Origin of the sequence: Allobosea sp. 2RAB26, assembly GCF_052115465.1 — a bacterium.
Lineage (GTDB): Bacteria > Pseudomonadota > Alphaproteobacteria > Rhizobiales > Beijerinckiaceae > Allobosea.
Genome location: NZ_JBFRGS010000007.1, coordinates 26,361 through 47,532, shown reverse-complemented (window position 1 = coordinate 47,532; position 21,172 = coordinate 26,361). Strand labels below are relative to the sequence as shown.

Below are 21,172 nucleotides of genomic sequence, written 5' to 3'. Positions count from 1 at the left end.
AGCATGATCTCCTCAATCGCCCATTTCACCCGCATGGCGCGGGTTGGTTTCGTTCTGGCTCGCGAAGGCGCGCTCGCGCTGGTGGATCCGTCGGTTCTGCCGCCCGCGGCACGTGCGCTGATCAGGGTCGGCCGGCTGATCGAGCGCCGGGGCGCCGGCTCCTCGGCCACGCGCCTTGCCGCTGCGATGACCCGGCTTGGTCCGTCCTATGTCAAGTTCGGCCAGTTTCTGGCGACGCGGCCAGATGTGGTCGGGATGAAGATCGCCGAAGACCTGTCGGCGCTTCAGGACAGGATGGCGCCGTTCCCGATGGAACAGGCCCGCGCCGCGATCGAAGCCGCGCATGGCGAGCCAGTCGAGGCGCTGTTCTCCGAATTCGGCGAGCCCGTCGCGGCCGCCTCGATCGCCCAGGTCCATCGCGCACGGTTGAAGGATGGCTCGGAGGTCGCGGTCAAGGTGCTTAGGCCCGGCATCCGTGACCGGTTCAACCGCGACCTGGCGGCGATGCGCTTCGGCGCCGAACTCGCCGAGAGCCGCTCGCACGAGGCGCGGCGCCTGCGTTTCTCCGGCGTGGTCGAGACGCTGGCGCGCTCCGTCACCATGGAGATGGACCTTCGCCTCGAGGCCGCAGCGCTCTCGGAATTCGCCGAGAACACCAGGGACGATGCCGATTTCCGCGTCCCGAAGCCGGACTGGCAGCTGACGGCGCGCGAGGTGCTCGTCGACGAATGGATCGACGGCATTCGCCTCTCCGATGTCGAAGCGCTGCGTACTGCCGGCCATGACCTCGTGGCGCTCGGCCGCACCGTCATCCAGTCCTTCCTGAAGCACGCGATCCGCGACGGCTTCTTCCATGCCGATATGCATCCGGGGAACCTGTTCGTCGATGCGCAGGGCCGGCTGGTTGCAGTCGATGGCGGCATCATGGGCCGGCTCGGCCTCAAGGAACGGCGGTTCCTCGCCGAAATCCTGCTCGGCTTCATCACGCGCGATTACGCCCGTGTGGCCCGGGTCCATTTCGAGGCCGGCTATGTTCCGGCCCATCACGATGTCGCGGACTTCGCCCAGGCGATCCGGGCCGTCGGCGAGCCGATCCATGACCGGCGTGCCGACGAGATCTCGATGGCGAAGGTTCTGACCCTTCTCTTCGAGATCACCGGGCTGTTCGATATGGCGACCCGGACCGAACTCGTCATGCTGCAGAAGACCATGGTCGTGGTCGAAGGTGTAGCGCGCTCGCTCGATCCGCAGCTCGATATGTGGAAGACGGCCGAGCCGGTGGTGCGCGAGTGGATCACCCGCAATCTCGGCCCTCTCGGCAAGATCGAGGAAGTCAGCCGAGGCGCCCAGTCCATGCTCTCGACGCTCGCCAGCCTTCCTGAAACGGCCGCTCGGGCCGAGCGTGTGCTGGGTCAACTCGAGGACGCCTCGCGCCAGGGCTTTGTCCTGGACGAACGCAGCATCCAGGAGATTGGCCGGGCCGAAGCCCGGCGCAACCGCTGGGGCAACTGGGCATTGTGGCTGATCGCGGGCCTGCTGGCCTACAGCATCTTCAGCTGACGCCCCTCAGCCGGCGACCGCCCGATAGGCCAGGACCTGGAATTCCTGGCCGAGGGCGGCGTCTTCCGGACCCTGCATCAGTCTCTGGCTCAGGAAGACCGTGACGAGGTTCCGATGCGGGTCGATATTGAGACTGGTGCCGAACCCGCCTTCCCAGCCATAGCGCCCGGGAACCGCCGAGATCGGATCGGGCTGCGTCGCGATCCCAAGACCGAAGCCCCAGCCCGTGCTCTCCCAGAAGCCCGGGAAGAACGGTGAAACCGCCTTCTGCTCCGGCGTGATCTGATCCCGCGTCATCTGCTCGACCGTCCCTGGCGAGAGGATGCCCTGCCCGCCGTATTGCCCGCGCGCCAGGAGCACGCGCGCAAATCTCAGGACATCGTCGGCCGTCGAGACCAGCTCGCAGGGAAAGGCGGGCGCGCGCGCAAACGCGCCTCCGGCGCCGCGATCGAACAGGACGAGCCGGCCCGCGTCCGAATCGAGACGATAGGCGCTGGCCAGTCGTCCGGCCTGGCCCGCCGTCACGCTGAAGCCGGTATCGACCATGCCCAGCGGTCGAAACAGACGTTCCTGCATGAGATCATCAAGCGGCTTGCCGGAAACCCTGGCCAAGAGCACCGAGAGCACGTCGAAGCCGGTATGATACATCCAGACTTCCCCGGGTTGGTGGATCAACGGCAGGGAGCCGAGCCGTTTCATCCAGGCGTCGGGCGACATCTCGGGGCTCATTGGACCGGGCGCGACGCCGGCATCGGCCATTGCCTGCTGGATCGGGTAACGGCCCGGCGGCGCCATGATCGCGCCGATGCCGAGCCTGAGCGTCAGCAGATCGCGCAACGTGATTGATCGGCGGGCCGGCACGGTGTCGTCGAGCGGGCCAGCGATGCTGCGCAGGACCCGGCGGTCCGCCAGCTCCGGCAACCAAGGCTCGACGGCGTCATCGAGCCCGATCGCTCCATCCTCGACGAGCGACAGAGCCACCACCGCCAGCATCGGCTTGGTCATCGAGGCGATACGGACGATCGCATCGCGGCGCATCGGCGCAGCACTGTCGAAATCGGCCAGGCCGAAGGTCTCGACATGCACGTCATCCGCCCGGGCGATCAGCGTGACGATCCCGGCGACGGCACCGCGCGTGACATGGCCGCGCATCGCGGCGGCCATGTCGGCGAGGGCCTTTTCGGAGAAGCCAGCGCTCATCCGTTCTTGAACTCGGCATTGACCATCCAATGCGTGCCGAAGCGGTCGGTCAGCATGCCGAAGCTCTTGGACCAGAAGGTCTCCCCGATCGGCATCTGGATCTGGCCGCCCTCCGAGAGCCCCTTGAAGATGCGCTCGGCCTCGGCGACCTCGTTGACCATGACGTTGACATAGACGCTGCGCATCGGGCCGCTGCTGCGGTCCGGCGGCGCATCGGACGCCATCAGCATCTGGCCGTCGAGCTCCAGGCAGGCATGGATGATCTTCTTGCGCCATTCCGGCGAGACGTCGTTCTCCGCCGGCGTGCCTTCATGGCTCATCATCGCGGTGATCTTGCCGCCGAGCACCTTCTGGTAGGTCGTGAACGCTTCTTCGCAATTGCCGTTGAACATCAGATAGGTCGAGAGCTTCATTGGGCTATTCCCTTGAGAAACGGCCGGTCGCGCCGGCCTTGGATGGCGTGGCGGATCAGATTCTTTGGTAGCGAGCTCTCATGAACTCGGTCCAGTTGCCATCGGCACCGAGAACCTTCGAATAGAACAGCCGCTCGGTCGGGCTCCTGATCTCGATGATGTCCCGATATTTCGACGTCGTGCCGTCGCCGGAGAAGCTGGGCCCTTCGGATTCGAGCGTCAGGATCTTGCCGCTGTCGTCGAGAGAGCCTTCATAGGTCCAGATCATCGCCATCATCGAGCCCAGCCAGGTTCCGACGAAACGGCCCTTCTGGGGATCGAAGCCAAGCGTGATCTGCATGGTCGCGGGATCTCCGCCGGGCATCTCGCTCTTGCTCTCCCCAACGATCCAGAGGTCGCCGATGGAGCGAATGGTCTCCGAGCCCTTGGAGATTTCGTCCGGCTTGTCAGGCGAGCAGTTCGATTCATAAGCCCAGTTGCCGACGAGTTGCTGAAGCCAGCGATGTTCGTCCTGTGGTTCGACAGTCTGCATAGGCGCATCCTCCTCCTTGCTTGATCTTCGGGAATGAGACGGCTCTAGCGCTCGGCCGCCACCTTCAGATTGGCGAGGCCGGTTTCGAAATCGCGCCCGACCATGCGATCGACGTTGAAGAAGACGTGCATGATCCTTGTGAGGAACGGTGCCGGGCCGGTCATGGTCCAGATCACCTCGGTGGCGCCACCGCGGGGCTCGAGCGCGAATGTGACGTCGTTATGAGCCTCGAAGGGCTTGATGAAATCGAGCCTCAATCCAACCTTGCGGGGAGCCGAGGCCTCGACGATCTCCATGCGGCCCTGCCCGACATTCTTGTCGCCGTCCCAGGCATAGACCGCACCGAGGCCGCTTTCCGCGCCGCTGAAGCTGCGCTTCATCGCCGGGTCCTTCTTCTCCCAGGGCGACCAGTCACCCCAGCTCCGGAACCCGTTGATCAGCGGAAAGACGTGCTCCGGCGGTGCGTTGATGGCGAGCGAACGCTGGACGCGAAAGCTGTCGGGCTTCATCGCGGCCAGGACGAGCACGACGACGATGGCGAGGGCGAGAATGGCGACAATGGCCCAAAGAAGGGTGCTGAGCACGGAACGCTCCTGTGACGGATCGAGAGGGAGTGGCGAAAGCTGCTAGGCGCTTCGCAGCGGGATGAGTGCGCGCAGCCTCGGATCGCGCAGGTAGAGTCCGCCCCAGGCCATGAGGCCGAGATAGAGCCCAAAGAAGAGGTGGCTGAAGAGCGGGCTGCCGACGCGCAGATGCGTCGCCATGGCGCCGCCAAGCAGCCCCGTAAGCAGCACGGCGCCAAGAATGGAGGTGCGGGGATAGGCATAGAGCAGCGCAATGATCAGCGTCATGGCGCCGAGCCCCCGGGCCAGCTCATTGCTTCCCGAATATCCCAGCTGCTGCAGGGTATCGTTGACCACCTGCAGGGGCGCCAGCTTGATACCGCCGTCGAACAGCAGGAACGCGACGACGACACCGCTCAGCACCCGTCCCGTCCAGAGCTTGGCTCTTGGCTCTGCGAAGGCGGGCTCGGTAATCGATAGAGACATGATGCTCTCCAAAGTTGTTTGATTGGGATCTAAGATCTCATTGCGAGCAGACAAGACCGCCTGGCGAGCAGGCAAAACCGCCTGGATTCCGGGGCGATGACGGGCCGCGATCATTGTCCGTCCGTCCCCTTCGAAGGCGGGCTCAACGACAGCGCCGCATTCTGGTCCTCAGTCCTCAGCTCCAGAATCATGCTCTCCAGCCTGTCCAGGCTCTGGTCCCAGAAGACCCGGTAGTGCTCGAGCCAGGCAGCCACATCGCGCAGCGGGCCGGGATCGAGCCGGCAGGGCCGCCACTGCGCCTCGCGGCCACGGGAGATCAGGCCGGCCTTCTCGAGCACCTTCAGATGTTTCGAGACGGCCGGGAGGCTCATCGCGAAAGGTTCCGCCAACTCCTTGACCGAGGTTTCCCCCAGCGCGAGGCGCGCCAGGATGGCCCGCCGGGTGGGATCGGCGAGGGCAGAGAGCGTGGCGCTGAGGTGGTCCGGCGACATCAACTAAACCGATCGGTTAATTAACTGATCGGTTTACTAATGCACCAAAGCCGTAACGTCAAGCGCCCGTTGCGAGACCGCTGAACGCCCGGCCTTCCGACCATCGGCCGGCGCGATGCCAGTTGTTGTCAGGAGCGCCCGCAGCCGGCTAGAGTCAGCCATGAGCTTCGAGATCGCCGCCACACCGCATGACGCCATCAACCGGTTGGAGGCGCTTTATGCCGAAGCGAAGGACGCGCTCCGCGCCGATCTCCAACGCTTCTTCGACACGAGACAGCCGCCGACGCCGGAGGAGCGCGCCCGCTATCGCTACCCGATGCTGCGCGTCACCTATGAGCCGTCGAAGCTGCCGGCAGCGACACGCCGCGGCTTCGCCAAATTTGCGGCGCCCGGCATCTACTCGACCACGGTGACCCAGCCGGCCGAGTTCCGGGCCTATCTGCTCGACCAGCTCGACCCCCTGGTGACGGAATACGGCGCCACCATCGAGACGGGCATCAGCACCCAGGAAATCCCCTACCCCTATGCAATCGAGGGCGGCGACGAACTGGGCGGCGGCCGGATCTCGCCCGCGGAGCTTGCGCGGCATTTCCCGACGCCGCTGCTCTCGCTGGTCGGCGACGAGATCGCCGACGGCACCTTCGAAATCATCGAGGGCGAGCCACGCCCGCTCTCGCTCTTCGATGCGGTGCGCGTCGATTATTCGCTGCGGCGGCTGGTCCACTATACCGGCACCGACTGGCGGATGGTGCAGCCCTGGGTGCTGCTGACCAACTACCATCGCTATGTCGACCAGTTCGTGCGGCTGGCATTGGCCGAGATCGAGGCCGGCACCGCCGAGGCACTCGTCGCGCCGGGCGGGATCCGGATCGACCGCGAAGGCATCGATGTCAGCGCCGCCGAGCGCGTGATGTCCGCGCCCTGGCATCGCTTCCAGATGCCGGCTTATCACCTCATCCGCGCTGGAGGCGAAGGCGTCACGCTGGTCAATATCGGCGTCGGCCCGTCCAATGCGAAGAACATCACCGACCATCTCGCGGTGCTCAGGCCGAATTGCTGGTTGATGGTCGGCCATTGCGGTGGCCTCCGGCAGACGCAGATCATCGGCGACTACGTGCTGGCCCACGCCTATCTCCGCCAGGACGGCATCCTGGATGACCATGTGCCGCCGGACATTCCGATTCCGGCGCTCGCCGAGGTCCAGGTCGCCTTGCAGCAGGCTGCAGCCGAGGTCACTGGCGAGAAGGGCGACCGGCTGAAGCAGAGGCTGCGCACCGGCACCGTCGTGACGCAGGACGATCGCAACTGGGAGCTGCGCTGGACCAAGGAGCGCCGCCGTATCAACCTGTCGCGCGCCATCGCGGTCGACATGGAATCCGGGACCATCGCAGCGCAGGGCTACCGGCTACGCGTGCCCTACGGCACCTTGCTCTGCGTCTCCGACAAGCCGCTGCATGGTGAGATCAAGCTGCCGGGCGCCGCCAACGCCTTCTATGAGCGCGCTGTCGGCGAGCACCTGAAAATCGGACTGGCAGCGCTGGAGAAGCTCAAGGAAGCCGGCAGCACGATCCATTCACGCAAGCTGCGCTCCTTCGACGAGCCGCCCTTCCGCTAGAGGCCCCTGCACGTCCACCCCATGACAGCCGCGCCTCCGCGATGCTAGGTGAAGGGCTTCTTGCCTCGGGAGCCCGCCCTTGTCCGCATCTCGCTCCGTTCTGCTGATCATCGGCGGGGGTATCGCCGCCTACAAGGTGCTGGAGCTGATCCGGCGCCTGAAGGATCACGGCGTCACCTCGCGCTGCATCCTGACCAAAGCCGGCGAAGAGTTCGTGACGCCGCTCGCCGTATCGTCGCTGGCGGGCGAACGCTGCTTCACCGATCTGTTCTCGCTGACCGACGAAGCCGATATCGGCCATATCGCGCTGTCGCGCTCGACCGATCTGGTCGTCGTCGCCCCCGCGACCGCCGACCTGATCGCCAAGATGGCGACGGGCCTTGCCAATGACCTTGCCTCGACGGCCCTGCTCGCCACCGACAAGCGCATCCTGATCGCGCCCGCGATGAACCCGCGCATGTGGGAGCACCCGGCGACACGGCGCAACATGGCGCAGCTCGAGAAGGACGGGGTGCTCGTGGTCGGGCCGAACTCGGGTGCCATGGCCGAGCGAGGCGAGAACGGACCCGGCCGCATGGCCGAGCCTCATGAGCTGCTGGCGGCGATCGAACAGGCACTGGCCGGCGAAACCCGGCTCTCCCCGGGTGGAACGATCGGCTTCCTCGGTCGCAGTCCGGGCGGCGCGTCCGGTGCCCCCAAGCTGCTCGCCGGCAAGCGCGTGCTCATCACCTCCGGGCCGACGCATGAGCCGATCGACCCCGTGCGCTACATCGCCAACCGCTCCTCCGGAAAGCAGGGTCACGCGATCGCAGCCGCCGCCGCGGACGCGGGCGCCAGCGTGACATTGGTGTCCGGCCCGGTCGCGATCGCCGATCCGGAGGGGGTGACCACGATCCATGTCGAGTCCGCCCGCGATATGTTGGCCGCAGTCGAAGGCGCGCTGCCGGCGGATATCGCGATCTTCGCCGCCGCAGTCGCCGACTGGCGCGTTGCGGAAGAGGCGCCCGGCAAGCTCAAGAAGCAGGCCGGCGCGAGCGCGCCTGCCCTCGCCCTCGTCGAGAACCCCGACATCCTGGCGACGATCGCCTCACGCGAGATCGATCGCCCCGCCCTCGTCGTCGGCTTCGCCGCCGAGACCGACCACGTGATCGACTATGCCCGCGCCAAGCTGGCAAAGAAGGGCTGCGACCTGATCGTCGCAAACGATGTCGGCGGCACCGGAGTGATGGGCGGCGACGCCAACACCGTGCATCTCGTCACCTCCGACAATGTCGAAACCTGGCCGACCCTGCCCAAGGGCGAGGTCGCAAGCCGGCTGATTGCGCATCTGGCGCGCATGCCGCAGGCCAGCGAGACGGACCGCTGAGCGCCATGGTCACGCTTCCCATCAAGCGCCTGCCCCATGGCGCCGACCTGCCGCTGCCGGCCTATGAGAGCAGCGGCGCCGCCGGCCTGGATCTCCGTGCCGCCCTGGCCGCCGATGAGCCCTGCGTTCTGGCTCCGGGCGGACGCGGTCTCATCCCGACGGGGATCGTGCTGCAATTGCCGCAAGGTTTCGAGGCACAGGTCCGGCCGCGCTCGGGCCTCGCCTTCAAGCATGGCGTCACGGTGCTGAATTCGCCCGGCACCGTCGACAGCGACTATCGTGGGGAGATCAAGGTGATCCTGATCAATCTCGGCGTAGAAGACTTCGTGATCCGGCACGGCGACCGCATCGCCCAGCTCGTGGTCGCCCCGGTCTCACAGGCGGCCTTGGTCGAGGCTGCCACACTCGACGAGACCGCGCGCGGGGACGGCGGCTTCGGCTCGACCGGCATCGCTGGGAGCAAGGCGACGGCGCAAGGTGGCGGCCAATGATGCCGCTCTCGCACCGCAGCCTTCTCGCCGTCGCCGCAGTCGTCGATATCGCGCTGCATGCTCGCCCGTCGCCCGTCGCCGCCAAATTCCTGGCTGCACGCCACGACCTGCCGCCGCGCCATCTCGAAACCATGCTGCAGGCGCTCGTGCGCGCCGGCATCCTGAAGGGCGTGCGCGGTCCGCGCGGCGGCTATGAGCTCGCTCGCGAACGCCGCCGCATCACCGCCGGCGATATCGCGCGTGCGGCCATGCAGGAAACGAGCGATGAAACCACGCCCCTGCCGCAGTCCCGCCTTATCGACGAGGTGGTCGGCCCGGCGCTGAGGCGGGCGACCGATGCCTTCCTGGCCGAGCTCGACAGCGTCACCGTCGAAGATCTTTGTCGCCAGTCCGAGCAGAAGTCGGTCTTCGGAGAGATCGCCAAGAGAGCCGATTTCACAATATAATTATGTGATTAAACTTAATTATTCGACAGAAGATGTGAAATACGTTAGCCCTTCCATCCTGACCATATGACGCAAGGGAGGCCGCTATGGCCGAAGCAGCACAGAAGCTCAATCCCACACAGGACAAGGCGCCCGGTCGAGGCCGGGTCTATGAGTCGATCACCGATACGATCGGTGACACTCCGCTGGTGCGGCTGAACCGTCTCCCGGCAGAACGCGGCGTCAAGGCGACGATCCTTGCCAAGCTCGAATTCTTCAACCCGATCTCCAGCGTCAAGGATCGTATCGGCGTCAACATGGTCGATGCGCTCGAAGCCTCAGGCGTTCTGAAGCCGGGCGGCACGCTGATCGAGCCGACCTCGGGCAATACCGGCATTGCGCTCGCCTTCGTCGCTGCCGCGCGCGGCTACCGCCTGATCCTGGTCATGCCGGAGACGATGTCGCTGGAGCGTCGCAAGATGCTGGCCCTGCTCGGCGCCGAACTCGTGCTGACGCCCGGCCCGGGCGGCATGCGCGGTGCCGTGGCCAAGGCCGAAGAGCTCAGGGCCGAGATCCCGGGTGCGATCATTCCGCAGCAATTCGAGAATCCGGCCAACCCCGAGATTCACCGCAGGACGACCGCCGAGGAAATCTGGAACGACACCAACGGCGAGATCGACATCTTCGTCTCCGGTGTCGGCACCGGCGGCACGATCACCGGTGTCGGCCAGGTGCTGAAGCCCCGCCGGCCCGGGCTGAAGGTCATCGCGGTCGAGCCTGAAGACTCCCCGGTTCTCTCCGGCGGTCAACCCGGTCCGCACAAGATCCAGGGCATCGGCGCCGGTTTCGTTCCCGGCGTGCTCGATCGCTCGGTGATCGACGAGGTCGTGACTGTCGGCAACCAGACCTCCTTCGACACGGCTCGCGCGCTGGCCCGCCTCGAAGGCATCCCGGCCGGCATCTCCTCGGGCGCGGCAGTCGCTGCCGCGCTGGAAATCGGAGCGCGGCCCGGCAACGAAGGCAAGACCATCGTCGTGATCATCCCCTCCTTCGCCGAGCGCTATATTTCGAGCGCTCTCTTCGAAGGCCTGTGATCTCCAGCGCGCTTCAGGTCGTCCGGCTCAGCGAAACGCTGCCGGACGATTTTTCTGCCCTGCAGGACGAAGCGGCGGCCGAAGGCTACCGCTTCGTCGACGGTTTGCGGGACGAGTGGCAATCCGGCCGTTATCGTGACGCCGACGAGCGGAATACCCTGTTTGCGGTGTTTCGCGATGGGGTGCTCGCCGCGATCGGCGCGGTGACGCCGGACCCTTATGACCCGGCGCCCGACCTCCTGCGCATTCGCCATGTCTATGTCCGGCCGACCGGCCGGCGCGGAGGCGTCGGCCGCCTGCTGGCGAGCGCACTCGTGCAACAAGGGCTGTCGCTGGCGCCGAGGCTCTCGCTCAACGCCGCGGATTCCGGCGCGGCCGCTTTCTGGGAAGCCATGGGCTTCAAGCCCGATGGCGGCGGTACACGCCGCAGCCATCTGCTCACGCGCTAGGATCGAAGCCTGGATCAGCGTTCCCGAAAACCGCACCCCACCTTTCGGGCCGATGTGTTAGCGACGCAGGATCAGGCGGTTATTCCAGGGGTCGGCAACGGTAACGGTGCCTCCCTGATCTCGACCGCCGGCAGCGATCATCCGCGTCCGCATCGCCGCGAAGGCCGGATCGTCAGCGGCGACGAGCTCGAAGCTCGCGAGCCCCGCATCGCTGTCAGCCCGCAGGCCTGCCCCCCGGCTGCCCCAGACATTGACGGCGATATGGTGATGGTAGCCACCGGTCGCGAGGAAGCTGGCGCCGGGATAATGCACCATCACGTCAAAGCCGAGCCCATCGCGGTAGAAGCCCTCGGCCTGCGCGGTGTCGCCGACGCGCAAATGAACATGCCCCATGCCCGTGCCAGTCGGCATGCCGGGATAGGCGGCTCCGTCCGACTCACGCAGGAGCAGGTCGAGATCGAGCCGATCTGTCGACATCTTGATGGCGCCGCCATCAAGTCGCGGCCATTCCGGCCGGCTGCGATCACGATAGATTTCGATGCCGTTGCCTTCCGGATCGGAGAGGTAGAGCGCCTCGCTGACGAGATGGTTCGAGGCGCCTTCCAGCGGCACTTGGGTCCTGGCCGCATGCGCCAGCCAGTTGGCGAGGTCACGGCGCGATGGCAGCAGGATCGCGAGATGGAAGAGGCCGGCGGCCGATACCGGTGCGCTCGCCCCCCCTTCGAGCCGCACCAGCGGCACGCCGTCGACACCGAGCACGGAGAGGCCGGGCTCTTCCGAGATCAGCGTCAGCCCGATCGCGTCGCGATAGAAGGCCGTCAGGCGCGGCAGATCGCGCACCCGCAAGGAGACCGCGCCAATATGAAGGGGCGCGTCATAGGCCTCAAGCCGTACCGGTGACGAAACCTTGTCCTGAACCGTGAGCATCGCCGCCTCCGAGAATGATGCGGCCCGACGTCCGCCGCAGTCTTCAAATGGCAAGAAACCGAGCCAGTGTCGCCCCTTGGCGTGGCAAGACCAAGATTGCAGCCGCGCAATATCGCGGGGCCGTCAGACTGGGCTCGGCCGGTCGATCGCAAAATCAGAGAACCAGGCCTTCTCCCTGCCCTCTAGCAGGGCGCCGAGGAGACGAGACGCGAGGAAGCTGAAGGTGATGCCGTTGCCGCCATAGCCATAGGCCGCCAGCAGGCGTGGCTGGCCAGGGACCCGCCCGATCAGCGGCAACCCGTCCCCGGTCTGGCCGAAGGCCCCGGACCAAGTGTGAGCAAGCGAGAGCCGCGCAGCCGGCACAAGGGCCGCGAGCTTGCCGAGCAGCGCCTCTGTCTTCTCCGGCCCGAGACGCTCGCGCAGATCGGCGTCATCGCTCGCCTCGTCCTCGCCTCCGATGACGATGCCTCCATCGTCCGTGGTCCGGCAGTAGACATAGTCCGTCGAAGCCTCCCAGACGAGCGCACGCCGAGGCCAGAGCGCCTGTGCGGGCTGCGGCTGCGTCGCCAATGCCCAACTCGAGGCGATGCGATGCAGATCGCTCCGGACGCAATCTGGCATGACATAGCCGGTTGCCAGCACGACATGTCCGGCTTCGATCGTGTGGCCAGCGCCGAGCTGGACCATGGCGGAGCGACCCTGGCCATCGAATGCCACCGCCTCGTCGCGGATAAGACGCGCGCCCCGCGCTGCCGCCACGCCGAGCAGGGCGTGGCACAGGCTAAGGGGGTCTGCTTCCGCCGATCCGGGCGAGACGATGGCTGCCGCCCGGTCGAATCCGAACTCGCGCAGCAGCAGGTCATGGCCGAGCAGTGAGCCGGGCAGGCCAGCGCGCTCCCGCAGGAGATGCTCGTCCAGCAATTCACGCGCCCCGGTCTCGCCAGCTGCGAGATAGACCGTGTCACGGGGATGGAAGGCGCAGCGCAGTTGTTGGTCCAGGACCAGCTCACGAAGCCCCACCACGGCCCGAAGGCTGCGCCGATAGATATCCGCCGCCCGTTCGAAGCCGTAGAGCGCCGAAAGCCGCCGCAAGGGCTGGTCGATCTCCCATTGCAGCATCGCCGTGCTGGCCACTGTGCTGCCGAAGCCCGGTCTTTCGCGATCGACGAGCACGACCTTCCGCCCACGCGCGGTCAGATGTTCCGCCAGCATCGCGCCGGTGATGCCGCCGCCGATGATCGCCACGTCGCAGCGAAGATCCGCTTCAAGCGTCTCGCCGCGCGGATGTCCGGCATCTGCACGCCAGGGGCTCGAACCGCTGCGCAGGTCGCTCTGGCGCGTGTCGTCGGGATCCAGCATCGCCTACTCGTCCGCCATGGCAGCACCGACCCTGTCCGCCATGGTCGCGCCCCTGCGGCCGAGAGGCTTGGGTCGGCCGATCGTGGTGTCGCGCTCGGTCTGATGCTCGAGTTCGGCATTGAGTTCGGCACCGGCGAGCACGATCATCGCCGACAGCCAGAGCCAGGTCATGAAGACCACCACCGTCGAGAGCGAGCCATAGGTCGCCGTGTAATTGCCGAGCGTGCCGACATACCAGGAGAAGGCCCATGACGCGGCGGCCCAGAGCAGCGAGGCGGCGACCGCGCCCGGCATGACCCAGGCGAAGCGCGGCCGCCGCCTGCTCGGTCCGATCCAGTAGAGGCAAGCGATCGCCAGCGTCGCCATCACGACGAAGGTCGGCCAGCGCACCAGCCGGACCAGTTGCTCGAGTTCGTAGTGGAACGGGAAGAACGCGGAGATGACCGGCAGGATGGCGATCGCGATCAGCGCCGCCATCAGCAGCACGACCCCGCTCAGCGTGGTCATCAGCGAGATCAGGTTCAGCTTGAAGAAGCTGCGCTTCTCCCGTTCGCGATAGATGATGTTGAGCGCATCGAAGACCGCCTTGACCGCGGCGTTCGCACTCCAGGCCGCCACGAGCAGGCTGACCAGGACAGCAAGGGACAGGCCGGTGGTGGATTGTGTCGCAAGCCGCATCGCCTGCTCGCGGATCAACTCGCGTGCGGCGGACGGAAAGACCGTGGTGAGGCTGTCGAGCTGGCCGGCGATGGTCAGCGGGTCGGTGAAATAGCGGTACAGCGCGACAAGGAGCGAGAGCGCCGGGACAAGCGAAAGCAGGGTGAAGAAGGCGACCGCACCAGCCAGAGAACTGAGACGGTTATCGGCAACATTGCCGGCAAAGCGCAGCAGGACATCCTTCCAGCCAAGCCAGGTCATCTCGAGCGGCGAAGCCGCGTCGCGGCCGCGTGCAACCTCCTCTCGCGAAGGCCGCGCACGCCAGCGCGAGATCGCCTCGGCCACGTAGCCCAGCGCCACCCCCGCGCCCGCTGCGCCCGTGATGCGTTTCAAGAAGGCCATGAAAAGTCTCCGCCGCCGCGGTGGGTCGACACGCGGCCTGGCACCAGCCTAGGGCAAACCGGGCGGACGACGAGTTTGTTCCCTGCGCGGCGGGCCACCCCAGGCCGCTTATCCGTTTGTTAACCTTAACAGTTCCTAATCAGAGCCAGAAAACGCGCGCTTCACATGCGTCAGCAAAGGCTTGCGACCTCCTCGTCCCGGATGACGGGAGGCACCGTATCTGGCCACCCGATCGGCGAACGACATACAGAGACCTGCGATGAAGATGTTCCTGAAAGCCGGCCTTGCGAGCCTCGCACTTCTGGCTGGCGGCGCGGCCTCCGCGGCGGACATGCCCTATCGCAAGGGCACGCTGCCGCCGGCTCCTGCACTGCCGGAATTCTTTTCCTGGACCGGGTTCTACGCCGGCGGCCAGATCGGTTATTCCTGGGGCTCGGAGCGCACCCGCTTCATCGCCGCCAACGGCATCGGCGCGGCTTTCACCTCCGATACCGATTCGGTGCTCGGCGGCGGACATGCCGGCTTCAATTACCAGTTCGGCTCCTATGTCCTCGGCATCGAAGGCGATATCGAGGCCCTGAATAGCGATGGGCGCTTCCGTCATGCCCTCGGCATCGGTGAGGTGAAACGCGACTGGCAGGCTTCGGTGCGCGGTCGCCTGGGCTTTGCGATGGACCGCTTCATGATCTATGCCACGGGTGGCGCGACTTTCACCGAGTTCGACCAGCAGCTCTTCGATCCGGCTTCGGGAGCACGTGACAGCGCCCAGACATCGCGCTCGGGCTGGAGCGTGGGCGGCGGTCTTTCCTTTGCGCTGACCGACCACCTGATCGCCGGCGTCGAATACCGCTACACCGATTTCGGCCGGTTCAACCGCCTGGCGCGCGGCGCCTTCCTTGGCGTGACGACCGATCAGGATTCGACGCTGCATAGCGTCCGCACGAGCCTGAGCTACAAGTTCTGACGGGACGAAGCCCGGATCAGAAGCCCGTGCGCTGGCGAATGGCGGCAGCGAGCGTGCCGTCGTCGAGATAGTCGAGCTCGCCGCCGACCGGCACGCCATGGGCGAGCTTCGTCACCTTGACCGGCAAATGGGCAAGCAGATCGGTGATGAAATGCGCCGTGGTCTGCCCGTCGACCGTGGCGTTGAGCGCCAGGATGACCTCCTTCACGGCCGGGTCGGAGGCACGGGCCACCAGCGCATCGAGCGTCAGGTGCTCGGGCCGGATGCCGTCGAGCGCCGAGAGCACGCCGCCCAGAACATGATAGCGCCCTGAAACAGCGCCCGAGCGCTCGAGCGCCCATAGGTCGGAGACGTCCGCGACGACGACGATCACCCCATCGTCGCGGCGGGCGTCGCGACAGACCGAGCAGGGATTGCTGGTATCGATATTGCCGCAGGTCGTGCAGACGACGATGCGTTCGCGCGCGGTCGCCATGGCCTCGGCGAGCGGGCCCAGAAGCTGCTCGCGCTTCTTGACGAGATGCAGGGCAGCGCGCCGGGCCGAACGCGGCCCGAGGCCCGGCAGCTTGGCGAGAAGCTGAATCAGCCGCTCGATCTCGGGGCCGGCAATGGCGCGTGACATGCGGGCCTGCAGCTCAGAGCAGTTTCATGCCGGGCGGGATCGGCAGGCCCTTGGTGATCTCAGCCATGCGCTCCTGCATCACCCGCTCGGCGCGGGCGCGGGCGTCGGTGCTGGCCGCGACGATCAGATCCTCGAGTATCTCGCGCTCGTCGGCCATCATCAGGCTCGGGTCGATCCGGACCGACTTGAGCGCGCCCTTGGCGGTCATCGTCACGGTGACCATGCCGCCGCCGGAGGCGCCCTCGACCTCGATCGTGTCGAGCTCGGCCTGAACATCGGCCATCTTCTGCTGCATCTGCTGCGCCTGCTTCATCAGGCCCATCATGTCGCGCATGGTGTCTCTCCGTATGCGAAAGTGTCAGAAATCGACGCCGTCGAAATCCGGCTCGCTGTCGTCGAACAGCGGCTCGGCATCAGACATGTAATCATCGTCGGCCGAGCCCGAGGATTGCGCCTCGGCAGCTTCAGCCGCGCGCGGATCGCGCACGTTGACAATGCGGGCGCCGGGAAAGCGCTCCAGGACAGCCTTCACCGCTGGATGAGCGGCAGCGTCGCTCTCGCGCTGGTCTTTGGCGGCAACGGCCTGCTCGCGCAGCGTCGCGCCCCCCTCCGTATTGACGATGACGACCATCCAGGTCTGTCCCGTCCATTCCTTGAGGCGGCGCGACAGATCATTGGCGAGCGTGCGTGAACCACCTTCGACCAGGGCGAACTCGATCCGCCCCTGTTCGAAGCGAACGGGCCGCACATCGCGCTCGAGCGCAATCTTCAAGGTGATGTCGCGATTCTGCGAGGCGAGCGCGACGATATCTTCGATCGAAGCGACGAGCACGGCCGGGGCCGCAACCGCACGAGGGGCGGCAGCGGGCGCGGGGTTCGCGCTGGCGAGCACAGGCCGTGCCGCGAGCGCCGTGTTGCCGCCACCGGAGGGAGGGCGGGGCGCTGCGCCCCCCCCGCCATTGCCCGATCCGGCGGGAGAGCCATTGCCGTCGCGCAGCATCCGCATGGCCTCGTCGGGCGTCGGCAGGTCGGCCGCATGGGTGAGACGGACCAGCACCATCTCGGCCGCCATCACCGGCCTGTCGGCCTGTTTCACCTCAGCCATGCCGCGCAACAGCATCTGCCAGGCGCGGGCCAGCACGCGCACCGACAGTCGGGCCGCGAAATCACTGCCGCGCACGCGCTCGGCCTGGCTCAGGCCGTTATCCCGGGCGGCTTCGGGCACGAGCTTCAGACGCGTCACCAGATGGGTGAACTCGGCGAGATCGGTCAGCACCACGACCGGATCGGCACCGGCATCATATTGCGCCCTGAGTTCACCGAGCGCCGCCGCGATATCGCCCTTCATCACCGACTCGAACAGGTCGATGACGCGGGCCCGGTCGGCGAGGCCGAGCATGGAGCGCACATCCTCGAGCGTGATTCGGCCGGCCGCATGGGCGATGGCCTGGTCGAGGATCGAGAGAGAATCGCGAACCGAGCCTTCGGCGGCGCGGGCGACGGCACCGAGCGCCTCCTCTTCGGCGTCGACCCCTTCGGCCTTGCAGATGTTCGAGAGATGGCCGACGAGCAGGCTGCCATCGACCCGGCGCAGATCGAAACGCTGGCAGCGCGACAGCACCGTCACCGGCACCTTGCGGATCTCGGTGGTGGCGAAGATGAACTTTGCGTGCGGCGGCGGCTCTTCCAGGGTCTTGAGGAAGGCATTGAACGCCGCCCCGGTCATCATGTGCACTTCGTCGATGATGTAGACCTTGTAGCGTGCGGAGACCGGCGCATAGCGCACGCTGTCGTTGATCTGGCGGATATTGTCGACGCCATTGTTCGAGGCGGCATCGATCTCCATCACGTCGATATGCCTGCCCTCGATGATTTCGCGGCAATGCAAGCCGAAACGCGAGAGATCGGTGGTCGGCCCACCCGCCCCATCCGCGCTCTGGAAATTCAGGGCACGCGCCAGGATGCGGGCCGTGGTCGTCTTGCCGACACCGCGGACGCCCGTCAGCATCCATGCCTGCGGGATGCGGCCGGCGGCGAAGGCGTTGGTCAGAGTACGCACCATGGCGTCCTGGCCGATCAGGTCGCCGAAATGGGCCGGACGGTATTTGCGCGCAAGCACCCGGTAAGGCGCCGCGGTCGCGACGGGCGCTGGCGCGAGGCCGGGAAAACCCAGCTCTTCAACGGAATCGGCAGCGGCGGTCTCGTCGGTCATCCGCATGCTTTCGCCAATCGGGAGGCGACGGTCAACGCCGGACTTGCAATACTCCGGCCGGGACGAGGCAGGAGCGGCCCCGATCCAAGGCTTGGATCGAAGACCTGGCAAGCGGGAGCAGCGCGCAAGGCAGCCGCAAAGTGGGAGGCTGGACGAAGACCCGTTCGGTCTCGTTAGGGCTGCTTCCTTCCGGACCTGACCCGGTTGGCGAGTGAGACGTCCCTCGCCAACCTCCCGGGCGCTATATCGTGCATGTCGATCGAGAGCGCAAGCGCGAGCTACGCCTTGTCGCGCAGTTCGCCCGGGCGCTTCCCCTCCTACCGCGCGAAGAGATTTTGCCGCGCGAAGAGATGATTTTGCCGCGCGAAGAGATGTTGCGCATGGGCATCAAGGATCGCATCTGACCGAAACCAGCCGCTCGGCCGCCTCCCCAGCGCCGGCGCGAGCCGCTCTATGACAGAGCCGGCCCGATGAACCTCGGCGTCGTCAGCCTTGCCGCACGGGCGGCCCCTGGCGACGCCCTGCCTCTTTTCACGATCGAAGGCCCTCTGCACGCCGACTGCGTCGCGGCTCCTGTTGATCAACGTCTTCAAGGCACGGGCGGGCCGAGGAGCCGGGCCTGTCGATCCGCGCGGCATCGTCGCAGGATGCGCCTTCGGCATTGACTCGCCCCCGCCCTTCCGCCATAAGCCCGCGACCTGCGCAGCCTTTCGGGCGGCGCCGCCCCTTTTGCATGACAGGCTTGGCCGGCCGATTTTCCCCAGCGGGAACCCGGTCGCCATGCCGGAACAAGGCCCCGGAGACGGACCGTGAAGAGAACCTATCAACCCAGCAAGCTGGTTCGCAAGCGCCGCCACGGTTACCGCGCCCGTATGGCGACAAAGGGTGGCCGCAAGGTCATCGCCGCCCGCCGGGCGCATGGCCGCAAGCGCCTGTCGGCCTGAGCGACCGGCGCGTGACCTGCGCGCCGTTTCCGGAAGACAGGCCCATCGCCATGCGCCACGCCCGTCTGACCGAACGCAAACAGTTTCTGGCGGCGGCCGAGCATGGCCGCCGTTTTCGTTCGCCTGCCTTCACGGCGCAGGTGCGCGATGCCGCGGGTGAAGAAGGCCGTCACGGCCTGCGCCTCGGCCTGACCGCTTCCCGCAAGGTCGGCGATGCCGTTGAGCGCAACCGCATCCGGCGCCGTCTGCGCGCCGCCGCGAAACAAGCCCTTGCCGCCCAGGCCGACCGGCCCTGCGATCTCGTGATCGTCGCGCGGCGCGAGGTGCTGACAGCTCCGTTTTCCGCGCTGATCGCCGATCTTTCCGTCGCGCTCGATCGCGCCAGACCCGCAAAACCCGGCCGCAGGCCGACCGATAAGCGCCCCACCAGTGGTGGCACCCGTCCCCAGCCTTAGGCCAAAAGCCCTTCGGGGCATTCAGCGAGATCCGTTTCCGGTCATGATGAAAGAAGACAATCGCAACCTGCTTCTGGCGATCACCCTGTCGGTGGTCGTGCTGCTCGGCTGGCAGTTCTTCTACGGCGTGCCGCAGATGGAAAAGCAGAAGCAGGCCGCGCAGCAGAGCCAGCAGGCGCAGACCCAGACGGCCCAGCCGGGCTCGTCGGCTACTCCGGCTCCGGCGACCGTTCCAGGCCAGCCGGCAGCGACCGCCGCTCCCGGCACGGCCCAGGCCGTCGCTGCTGTCGAGACCCGCGAGCAGGCGCTCGCACGCGGTCCGCGCGTCAAGATCGACACGCCCAAGATCGCCGGCTCGATCTCGCTCACCGGCGCGCGCATCGATGACGTCTCGCTCAGGGCCTATCACGAGACCGTAGACCGCAGCAGCCCGAACATCGTGCTGCTCTCGCCGCTCGGCGGACCCAACGCCTATTATTCCGATTTCGGCTGGGTCGCCGCACCCGGCGCCAATGTGGTGCTGCCGAATGCGACGACCGTCTGGACCGCGGACGCCCAAGTGCTGCGCCCCGGTACGCCGCTGACGCTGACCTGGGACAATGGCCAGGGCCTGTTGTTCAAGCGGATGATCTCGGTCGATGACAACGCCATGTTCTCGATCCGCGACGAGGTCGAGAACAAGGGCGGTGCGCCGGTCACGCTGTATCCGTTCGGCCAGGTGGTTCGCCACGGCAAGCCGCATACGCTCGGCTACTACGTGCTGCACGAAGGCCTCGTCGGCAATCTCGGCGAGCAGGGCCTGCAGGAATACACCTACGACAAGATCGACAAGGAGCCGGCGCTCTCGCCCGGCACCACCGGCAAGGTCTGGAAGGACGCCGTCGGCGGCTTCCTCGGCATCACCGACAAGTACTGGGCGGCCGCGGTCATCCCCGATCAGCAGCGCAAGTATGACGGGCGCTATTCCTCGGTCCAGACCGGCAATTCGCACACCTACCAGGCCGATTTCCTGGGCGAGGCCGTCACGGTCGCGCCGGGCGCCAGCGCGACCGCCAATGCCCGGCTCTTCGCCGGCGCCAAGGAAGTCGCGGCCATCGACGGCTACGAGAAGAATCTCGGCATCAAGCGCTTCGAGCTGATGATCGACTGGGGCTGGTTCTATTTCATCACCAAGCCGCTCTTCTTCGTGATGGACTGGGTCTACAAGCACGTCGGCAATTTCGGCGTCTCGATCCTGATCGTCACCGTGCTGCTCAAGGCCCTGTTCTTCCCGCTCGCCAACAAGTCCTACGCCTCGATGGCGAAGATGAAGGCGGTGCAGCCGGAGATGCTCGCCATTCGCGAGCGCTACGCCGACGACAAGATGAAGCAGCAGCAGGCTCTGATGGAGCTGTACAAGACCCAGAAGATCAACCCGCTCGCCGGCTGCTGGCCGGTGCTGGTGCAGATCCCGGTCTTCTTTGCGCTCTACAAGATCCTGTTCATCACCATCGAGATGCGGCACGCGCCGTTCTTCGGCTGGATCAAGGATCTTGCCGCGCCCGATCCGACCTCGGTCTTCAACCTGTTCGGGCTGCTGCCCTTCGCCGTGCCCGCGATGCTGATGATTGGCGCTTGGCCGATCTTCATGGGCATCACCATGTTCATCCAGATGAAGATGAACCCGGAGCCGCCGGATCCGGTGCAGAAGATGATGTTCACCTGGATGCCGGTGTTCTTCACCTTCCTGCTCGGCTCGTTCCCGGCCGGTCTGGTGATCTACTGGAGCTGGAACAACCTGCTCTCGATCGTCCAGCAGGGCTTCATCATGCGCAAGCACGGTGTGAAGATCGAACTGTTCGACAATCTGAAGAGCATGTTCAGCAAGAAGCCGGCTGCGGCGGCAGCAACGGCGACGCCGGCGCCCGGAAAGCCGGCGAACAGCAACAAGGCGAAGTAAGCCTCC

Annotated in this window: 24 protein-coding genes and 1 other RNA gene; 12 read left to right on the top strand and 13 right to left on the bottom strand. The window is 66.3% G+C overall.

Annotated features, from left to right (window positions below):
• Positions 1 to 3: 3 nt before the first annotated feature.
• Complete coding sequence (ubiB, locus tag AB4118_RS15410) at positions 4 to 1,560, top strand: 2-polyprenylphenol 6-hydroxylase (protein ID WP_441490550.1); 1,557 nt, start codon at positions 4 to 6, stop codon at positions 1,558 to 1,560.
• 6 nt (positions 1,561 to 1,566) lie between these two features.
• Here ubiB and AB4118_RS15405 read toward each other — a convergent pair whose 3' ends face one another.
• The 6 genes from AB4118_RS15405 to AB4118_RS15380 form a co-directional block, all read right to left on the bottom strand.
• Positions 1,567 to 2,760 carry a serine hydrolase domain-containing protein gene (locus AB4118_RS15405; RefSeq protein ID WP_441490549.1) on the bottom strand — a complete coding sequence of 398 codons (1,194 nt, stop codon included), beginning with the start codon at positions 2,758 to 2,760 and terminating at the stop codon, positions 1,567 to 1,569.
• Positions 2,757 to 3,173: a VOC family protein gene (locus AB4118_RS15400; RefSeq protein WP_441490548.1), complete on the bottom strand. Its 417-nt coding sequence runs from the start codon at positions 3,171 to 3,173 to the stop codon at positions 2,757 to 2,759. Before AB4118_RS15400 ends, AB4118_RS15405 begins: the two co-directional genes overlap by 4 nt.
• Positions 3,174 to 3,228: 55 nt before the next feature.
• Positions 3,229 to 3,705 carry a DUF1579 domain-containing protein gene (locus tag AB4118_RS15395; RefSeq protein ID WP_441490547.1) on the bottom strand — a complete coding sequence of 159 codons (477 nt, stop codon included), beginning with the start codon at positions 3,703 to 3,705 and terminating at the stop codon, positions 3,229 to 3,231.
• Between the two features lie 44 nt (positions 3,706 to 3,749).
• The gene (locus AB4118_RS15390) at positions 3,750 to 4,289 is read right to left on the bottom strand and encodes an SRPBCC family protein (protein WP_441490546.1); all 540 of its coding nucleotides are present in this window, start codon (positions 4,287 to 4,289) and stop codon (positions 3,750 to 3,752) included.
• A gap of 42 nt (positions 4,290 to 4,331) precedes the next feature.
• Positions 4,332 to 4,754: a DoxX family protein gene (locus tag AB4118_RS15385; RefSeq protein ID WP_113517055.1), complete on the bottom strand. Its 423-nt coding sequence runs from the start codon at positions 4,752 to 4,754 to the stop codon at positions 4,332 to 4,334.
• A gap of 110 nt (positions 4,755 to 4,864) precedes the next feature.
• Positions 4,865 to 5,245, bottom strand: a complete 381-nt coding sequence (locus AB4118_RS15380) for an ArsR/SmtB family transcription factor (protein WP_441490545.1) — start codon at positions 5,243 to 5,245, stop codon at positions 4,865 to 4,867.
• 160 nt (positions 5,246 to 5,405) lie between these two features.
• Between AB4118_RS15380 and AB4118_RS15375 the strand changes: the two genes are divergently transcribed.
• The 6 genes from AB4118_RS15375 to AB4118_RS15350 all read left to right on the top strand — a co-directional run bounded on the left by AB4118_RS15375 (position 5,406) and on the right by AB4118_RS15350 (position 10,685).
• Positions 5,406 to 6,860: an AMP nucleosidase gene (locus tag AB4118_RS15375; RefSeq protein ID WP_441490544.1), complete on the top strand. Its 1,455-nt coding sequence runs from the start codon at positions 5,406 to 5,408 to the stop codon at positions 6,858 to 6,860.
• 79 nt (positions 6,861 to 6,939) lie between these two features.
• Positions 6,940 to 8,226 (top strand): phosphopantothenoylcysteine decarboxylase domain-containing protein, encoded by a 1,287-nt coding sequence (locus AB4118_RS15370; RefSeq protein WP_441490543.1) that lies wholly within the window; start codon positions 6,940 to 6,942, stop codon positions 8,224 to 8,226.
• Between the two features lie 5 nt (positions 8,227 to 8,231).
• The gene (gene dut, locus AB4118_RS15365) at positions 8,232 to 8,717 is read left to right on the top strand and encodes a dUTP diphosphatase (RefSeq protein WP_441490542.1); all 486 of its coding nucleotides are present in this window, start codon (positions 8,232 to 8,234) and stop codon (positions 8,715 to 8,717) included.
• The gene (locus AB4118_RS15360; protein ID WP_441490541.1) at positions 8,714 to 9,163 is read left to right on the top strand and encodes an RrF2 family transcriptional regulator; all 450 of its coding nucleotides are present in this window, start codon (positions 8,714 to 8,716) and stop codon (positions 9,161 to 9,163) included. The genes dut and AB4118_RS15360 overlap by 4 nt, the downstream gene beginning before the upstream one ends.
• 86 nt (positions 9,164 to 9,249) lie before the next feature.
• Complete coding sequence (gene cysK / locus AB4118_RS15355; RefSeq protein WP_441490540.1) at positions 9,250 to 10,236, top strand: cysteine synthase A; 987 nt, start codon at positions 9,250 to 9,252, stop codon at positions 10,234 to 10,236.
• Positions 10,233 to 10,685: a GNAT family N-acetyltransferase gene (locus tag AB4118_RS15350; RefSeq protein ID WP_441490539.1), complete on the top strand. Its 453-nt coding sequence runs from the start codon at positions 10,233 to 10,235 to the stop codon at positions 10,683 to 10,685. Before cysK ends, AB4118_RS15350 begins: the two co-directional genes overlap by 4 nt.
• Positions 10,686 to 10,742: 57 nt before the next feature.
• Here AB4118_RS15350 and AB4118_RS15345 read toward each other — a convergent pair whose 3' ends face one another.
• From AB4118_RS15345 to AB4118_RS15335, 3 genes are all read right to left on the bottom strand, one after another.
• Positions 10,743 to 11,612 carry a VOC family protein gene (locus AB4118_RS15345; protein WP_441490538.1) on the bottom strand — a complete coding sequence of 290 codons (870 nt, stop codon included), beginning with the start codon at positions 11,610 to 11,612 and terminating at the stop codon, positions 10,743 to 10,745.
• A gap of 123 nt (positions 11,613 to 11,735) precedes the next feature.
• On the bottom strand, positions 11,736 to 12,971 hold the full coding sequence (locus AB4118_RS15340; protein ID WP_441490537.1) for an NAD(P)/FAD-dependent oxidoreductase: 1,236 nt from the start codon (positions 12,969 to 12,971) through the stop codon (positions 11,736 to 11,738).
• A 3-nt stretch (positions 12,972 to 12,974) separates the two neighbouring features.
• Positions 12,975 to 14,030 (bottom strand): YihY/virulence factor BrkB family protein, encoded by a 1,056-nt coding sequence (locus tag AB4118_RS15335; protein WP_441490536.1) that lies wholly within the window; start codon positions 14,028 to 14,030, stop codon positions 12,975 to 12,977.
• A gap of 259 nt (positions 14,031 to 14,289) precedes the next feature.
• Between AB4118_RS15335 and AB4118_RS15330 the strand changes: the two genes are divergently transcribed.
• Positions 14,290 to 14,994, top strand: coding sequence for an outer membrane protein (locus tag AB4118_RS15330; protein ID WP_441490535.1), 705 nt, complete (start codon positions 14,290 to 14,292; stop codon positions 14,992 to 14,994).
• Between the two features lie 16 nt (positions 14,995 to 15,010).
• Here AB4118_RS15330 and recR read toward each other — a convergent pair whose 3' ends face one another.
• From recR to ffs, 4 genes are all read right to left on the bottom strand, one after another.
• Positions 15,011 to 15,616, bottom strand: coding sequence for a recombination mediator RecR (recR, locus tag AB4118_RS15325; protein ID WP_441490534.1), 606 nt, complete (start codon positions 15,614 to 15,616; stop codon positions 15,011 to 15,013).
• Between the two features lie 13 nt (positions 15,617 to 15,629).
• On the bottom strand, positions 15,630 to 15,950 hold the full coding sequence (locus AB4118_RS15320) for a YbaB/EbfC family nucleoid-associated protein (RefSeq protein WP_441490533.1): 321 nt from the start codon (positions 15,948 to 15,950) through the stop codon (positions 15,630 to 15,632).
• 24 nt (positions 15,951 to 15,974) lie between these two features.
• The gene (locus AB4118_RS15315; protein WP_441490532.1) at positions 15,975 to 17,828 is read right to left on the bottom strand and encodes a DNA polymerase III subunit gamma/tau; all 1,854 of its coding nucleotides are present in this window, start codon (positions 17,826 to 17,828) and stop codon (positions 15,975 to 15,977) included.
• 139 nt (positions 17,829 to 17,967) lie between these two features.
• An RNA gene (ffs, locus tag AB4118_RS15310) (signal recognition particle sRNA small type) lies at positions 17,968 to 18,064 on the bottom strand.
• Between the two features lie 12 nt (positions 18,065 to 18,076).
• Here ffs and AB4118_RS15305 point away from each other — a divergent pair.
• The 4 genes from AB4118_RS15305 (at position 18,077) to yidC (ending at position 21,166) form a co-directional block, all read left to right on the top strand.
• On the top strand, positions 18,077 to 18,232 hold the full coding sequence (locus AB4118_RS15305; RefSeq protein ID WP_441490531.1) for a hypothetical protein: 156 nt from the start codon (positions 18,077 to 18,079) through the stop codon (positions 18,230 to 18,232).
• A gap of 405 nt (positions 18,233 to 18,637) precedes the next feature.
• Complete coding sequence (gene rpmH, locus AB4118_RS15300; RefSeq protein ID WP_038364779.1) at positions 18,638 to 18,772, top strand: 50S ribosomal protein L34; 135 nt, start codon at positions 18,638 to 18,640, stop codon at positions 18,770 to 18,772.
• Between the two features lie 11 nt (positions 18,773 to 18,783).
• Positions 18,784 to 19,227, top strand: coding sequence for a ribonuclease P protein component (gene rnpA, locus AB4118_RS15295; protein WP_441490530.1), 444 nt, complete (start codon positions 18,784 to 18,786; stop codon positions 19,225 to 19,227).
• 46 nt (positions 19,228 to 19,273) lie between these two features.
• Positions 19,274 to 21,166, top strand: a complete 1,893-nt coding sequence (yidC, locus tag AB4118_RS15290) for a membrane protein insertase YidC (RefSeq protein ID WP_441490813.1) — start codon at positions 19,274 to 19,276, stop codon at positions 21,164 to 21,166.
• Positions 21,167 to 21,172 lie beyond the last annotated feature (6 nt).

Excerpts from the sequence above, each read along its gene's own strand:
- AB4118_RS15320 (WP_441490533.1), bottom strand. The coding sequence starts at position 15,950 with ATGCGCGACATGATGGGCCTGATGAAGCAGGCGCAGCAGATGCAGCAG.
- recR (WP_441490534.1), bottom strand. The coding sequence starts at position 15,616 with ATGTCACGCGCCATTGCCGGCCCCGAGATCGAGCGGCTGATTCAGCTT.
- AB4118_RS15335 (WP_441490536.1), bottom strand. The coding sequence starts at position 14,030 with ATGGCCTTCTTGAAACGCATCACGGGCGCAGCGGGCGCGGGGGTGGCG.
- AB4118_RS15345 (WP_441490538.1), bottom strand. The coding sequence starts at position 11,612 with ATGCTCACGGTTCAGGACAAGGTTTCGTCACCGGTACGGCTTGAGGCC.
- AB4118_RS15400 (WP_441490548.1), bottom strand. The coding sequence starts at position 3,173 with ATGAAGCTCTCGACCTATCTGATGTTCAACGGCAATTGCGAAGAAGCG.
- AB4118_RS15385 (WP_113517055.1), bottom strand. The coding sequence starts at position 4,754 with ATGTCTCTATCGATTACCGAGCCCGCCTTCGCAGAGCCAAGAGCCAAG.
- AB4118_RS15405 (WP_441490549.1), bottom strand. The coding sequence starts at position 2,760 with ATGAGCGCTGGCTTCTCCGAAAAGGCCCTCGCCGACATGGCCGCCGCG.
- AB4118_RS15395 (WP_441490547.1), bottom strand. The coding sequence starts at position 3,705 with ATGCAGACTGTCGAACCACAGGACGAACATCGCTGGCTTCAGCAACTC.
- AB4118_RS15330 (WP_441490535.1), top strand. The coding sequence starts at position 14,290 with ATGAAGATGTTCCTGAAAGCCGGCCTTGCGAGCCTCGCACTTCTGGCT.
- AB4118_RS15315 (WP_441490532.1), bottom strand. The coding sequence starts at position 17,828 with ATGACCGACGAGACCGCCGCTGCCGATTCCGTTGAAGAGCTGGGTTTT.
- ubiB (WP_441490550.1), top strand. The coding sequence starts at position 4 with ATGATCTCCTCAATCGCCCATTTCACCCGCATGGCGCGGGTTGGTTTC.
- AB4118_RS15340 (WP_441490537.1), bottom strand. The coding sequence starts at position 12,971 with ATGCTGGATCCCGACGACACGCGCCAGAGCGACCTGCGCAGCGGTTCG.
- cysK (WP_441490540.1), top strand. The coding sequence starts at position 9,250 with ATGGCCGAAGCAGCACAGAAGCTCAATCCCACACAGGACAAGGCGCCC.
- dut (WP_441490542.1), top strand. The coding sequence starts at position 8,232 with ATGGTCACGCTTCCCATCAAGCGCCTGCCCCATGGCGCCGACCTGCCG.
- yidC (WP_441490813.1), top strand. The coding sequence starts at position 19,274 with ATGAAAGAAGACAATCGCAACCTGCTTCTGGCGATCACCCTGTCGGTG.
- AB4118_RS15360 (WP_441490541.1), top strand. The coding sequence starts at position 8,714 with ATGATGCCGCTCTCGCACCGCAGCCTTCTCGCCGTCGCCGCAGTCGTC.
- AB4118_RS15380 (WP_441490545.1), bottom strand. The coding sequence starts at position 5,245 with ATGTCGCCGGACCACCTCAGCGCCACGCTCTCTGCCCTCGCCGATCCC.
- AB4118_RS15375 (WP_441490544.1), top strand. The coding sequence starts at position 5,406 with ATGAGCTTCGAGATCGCCGCCACACCGCATGACGCCATCAACCGGTTG.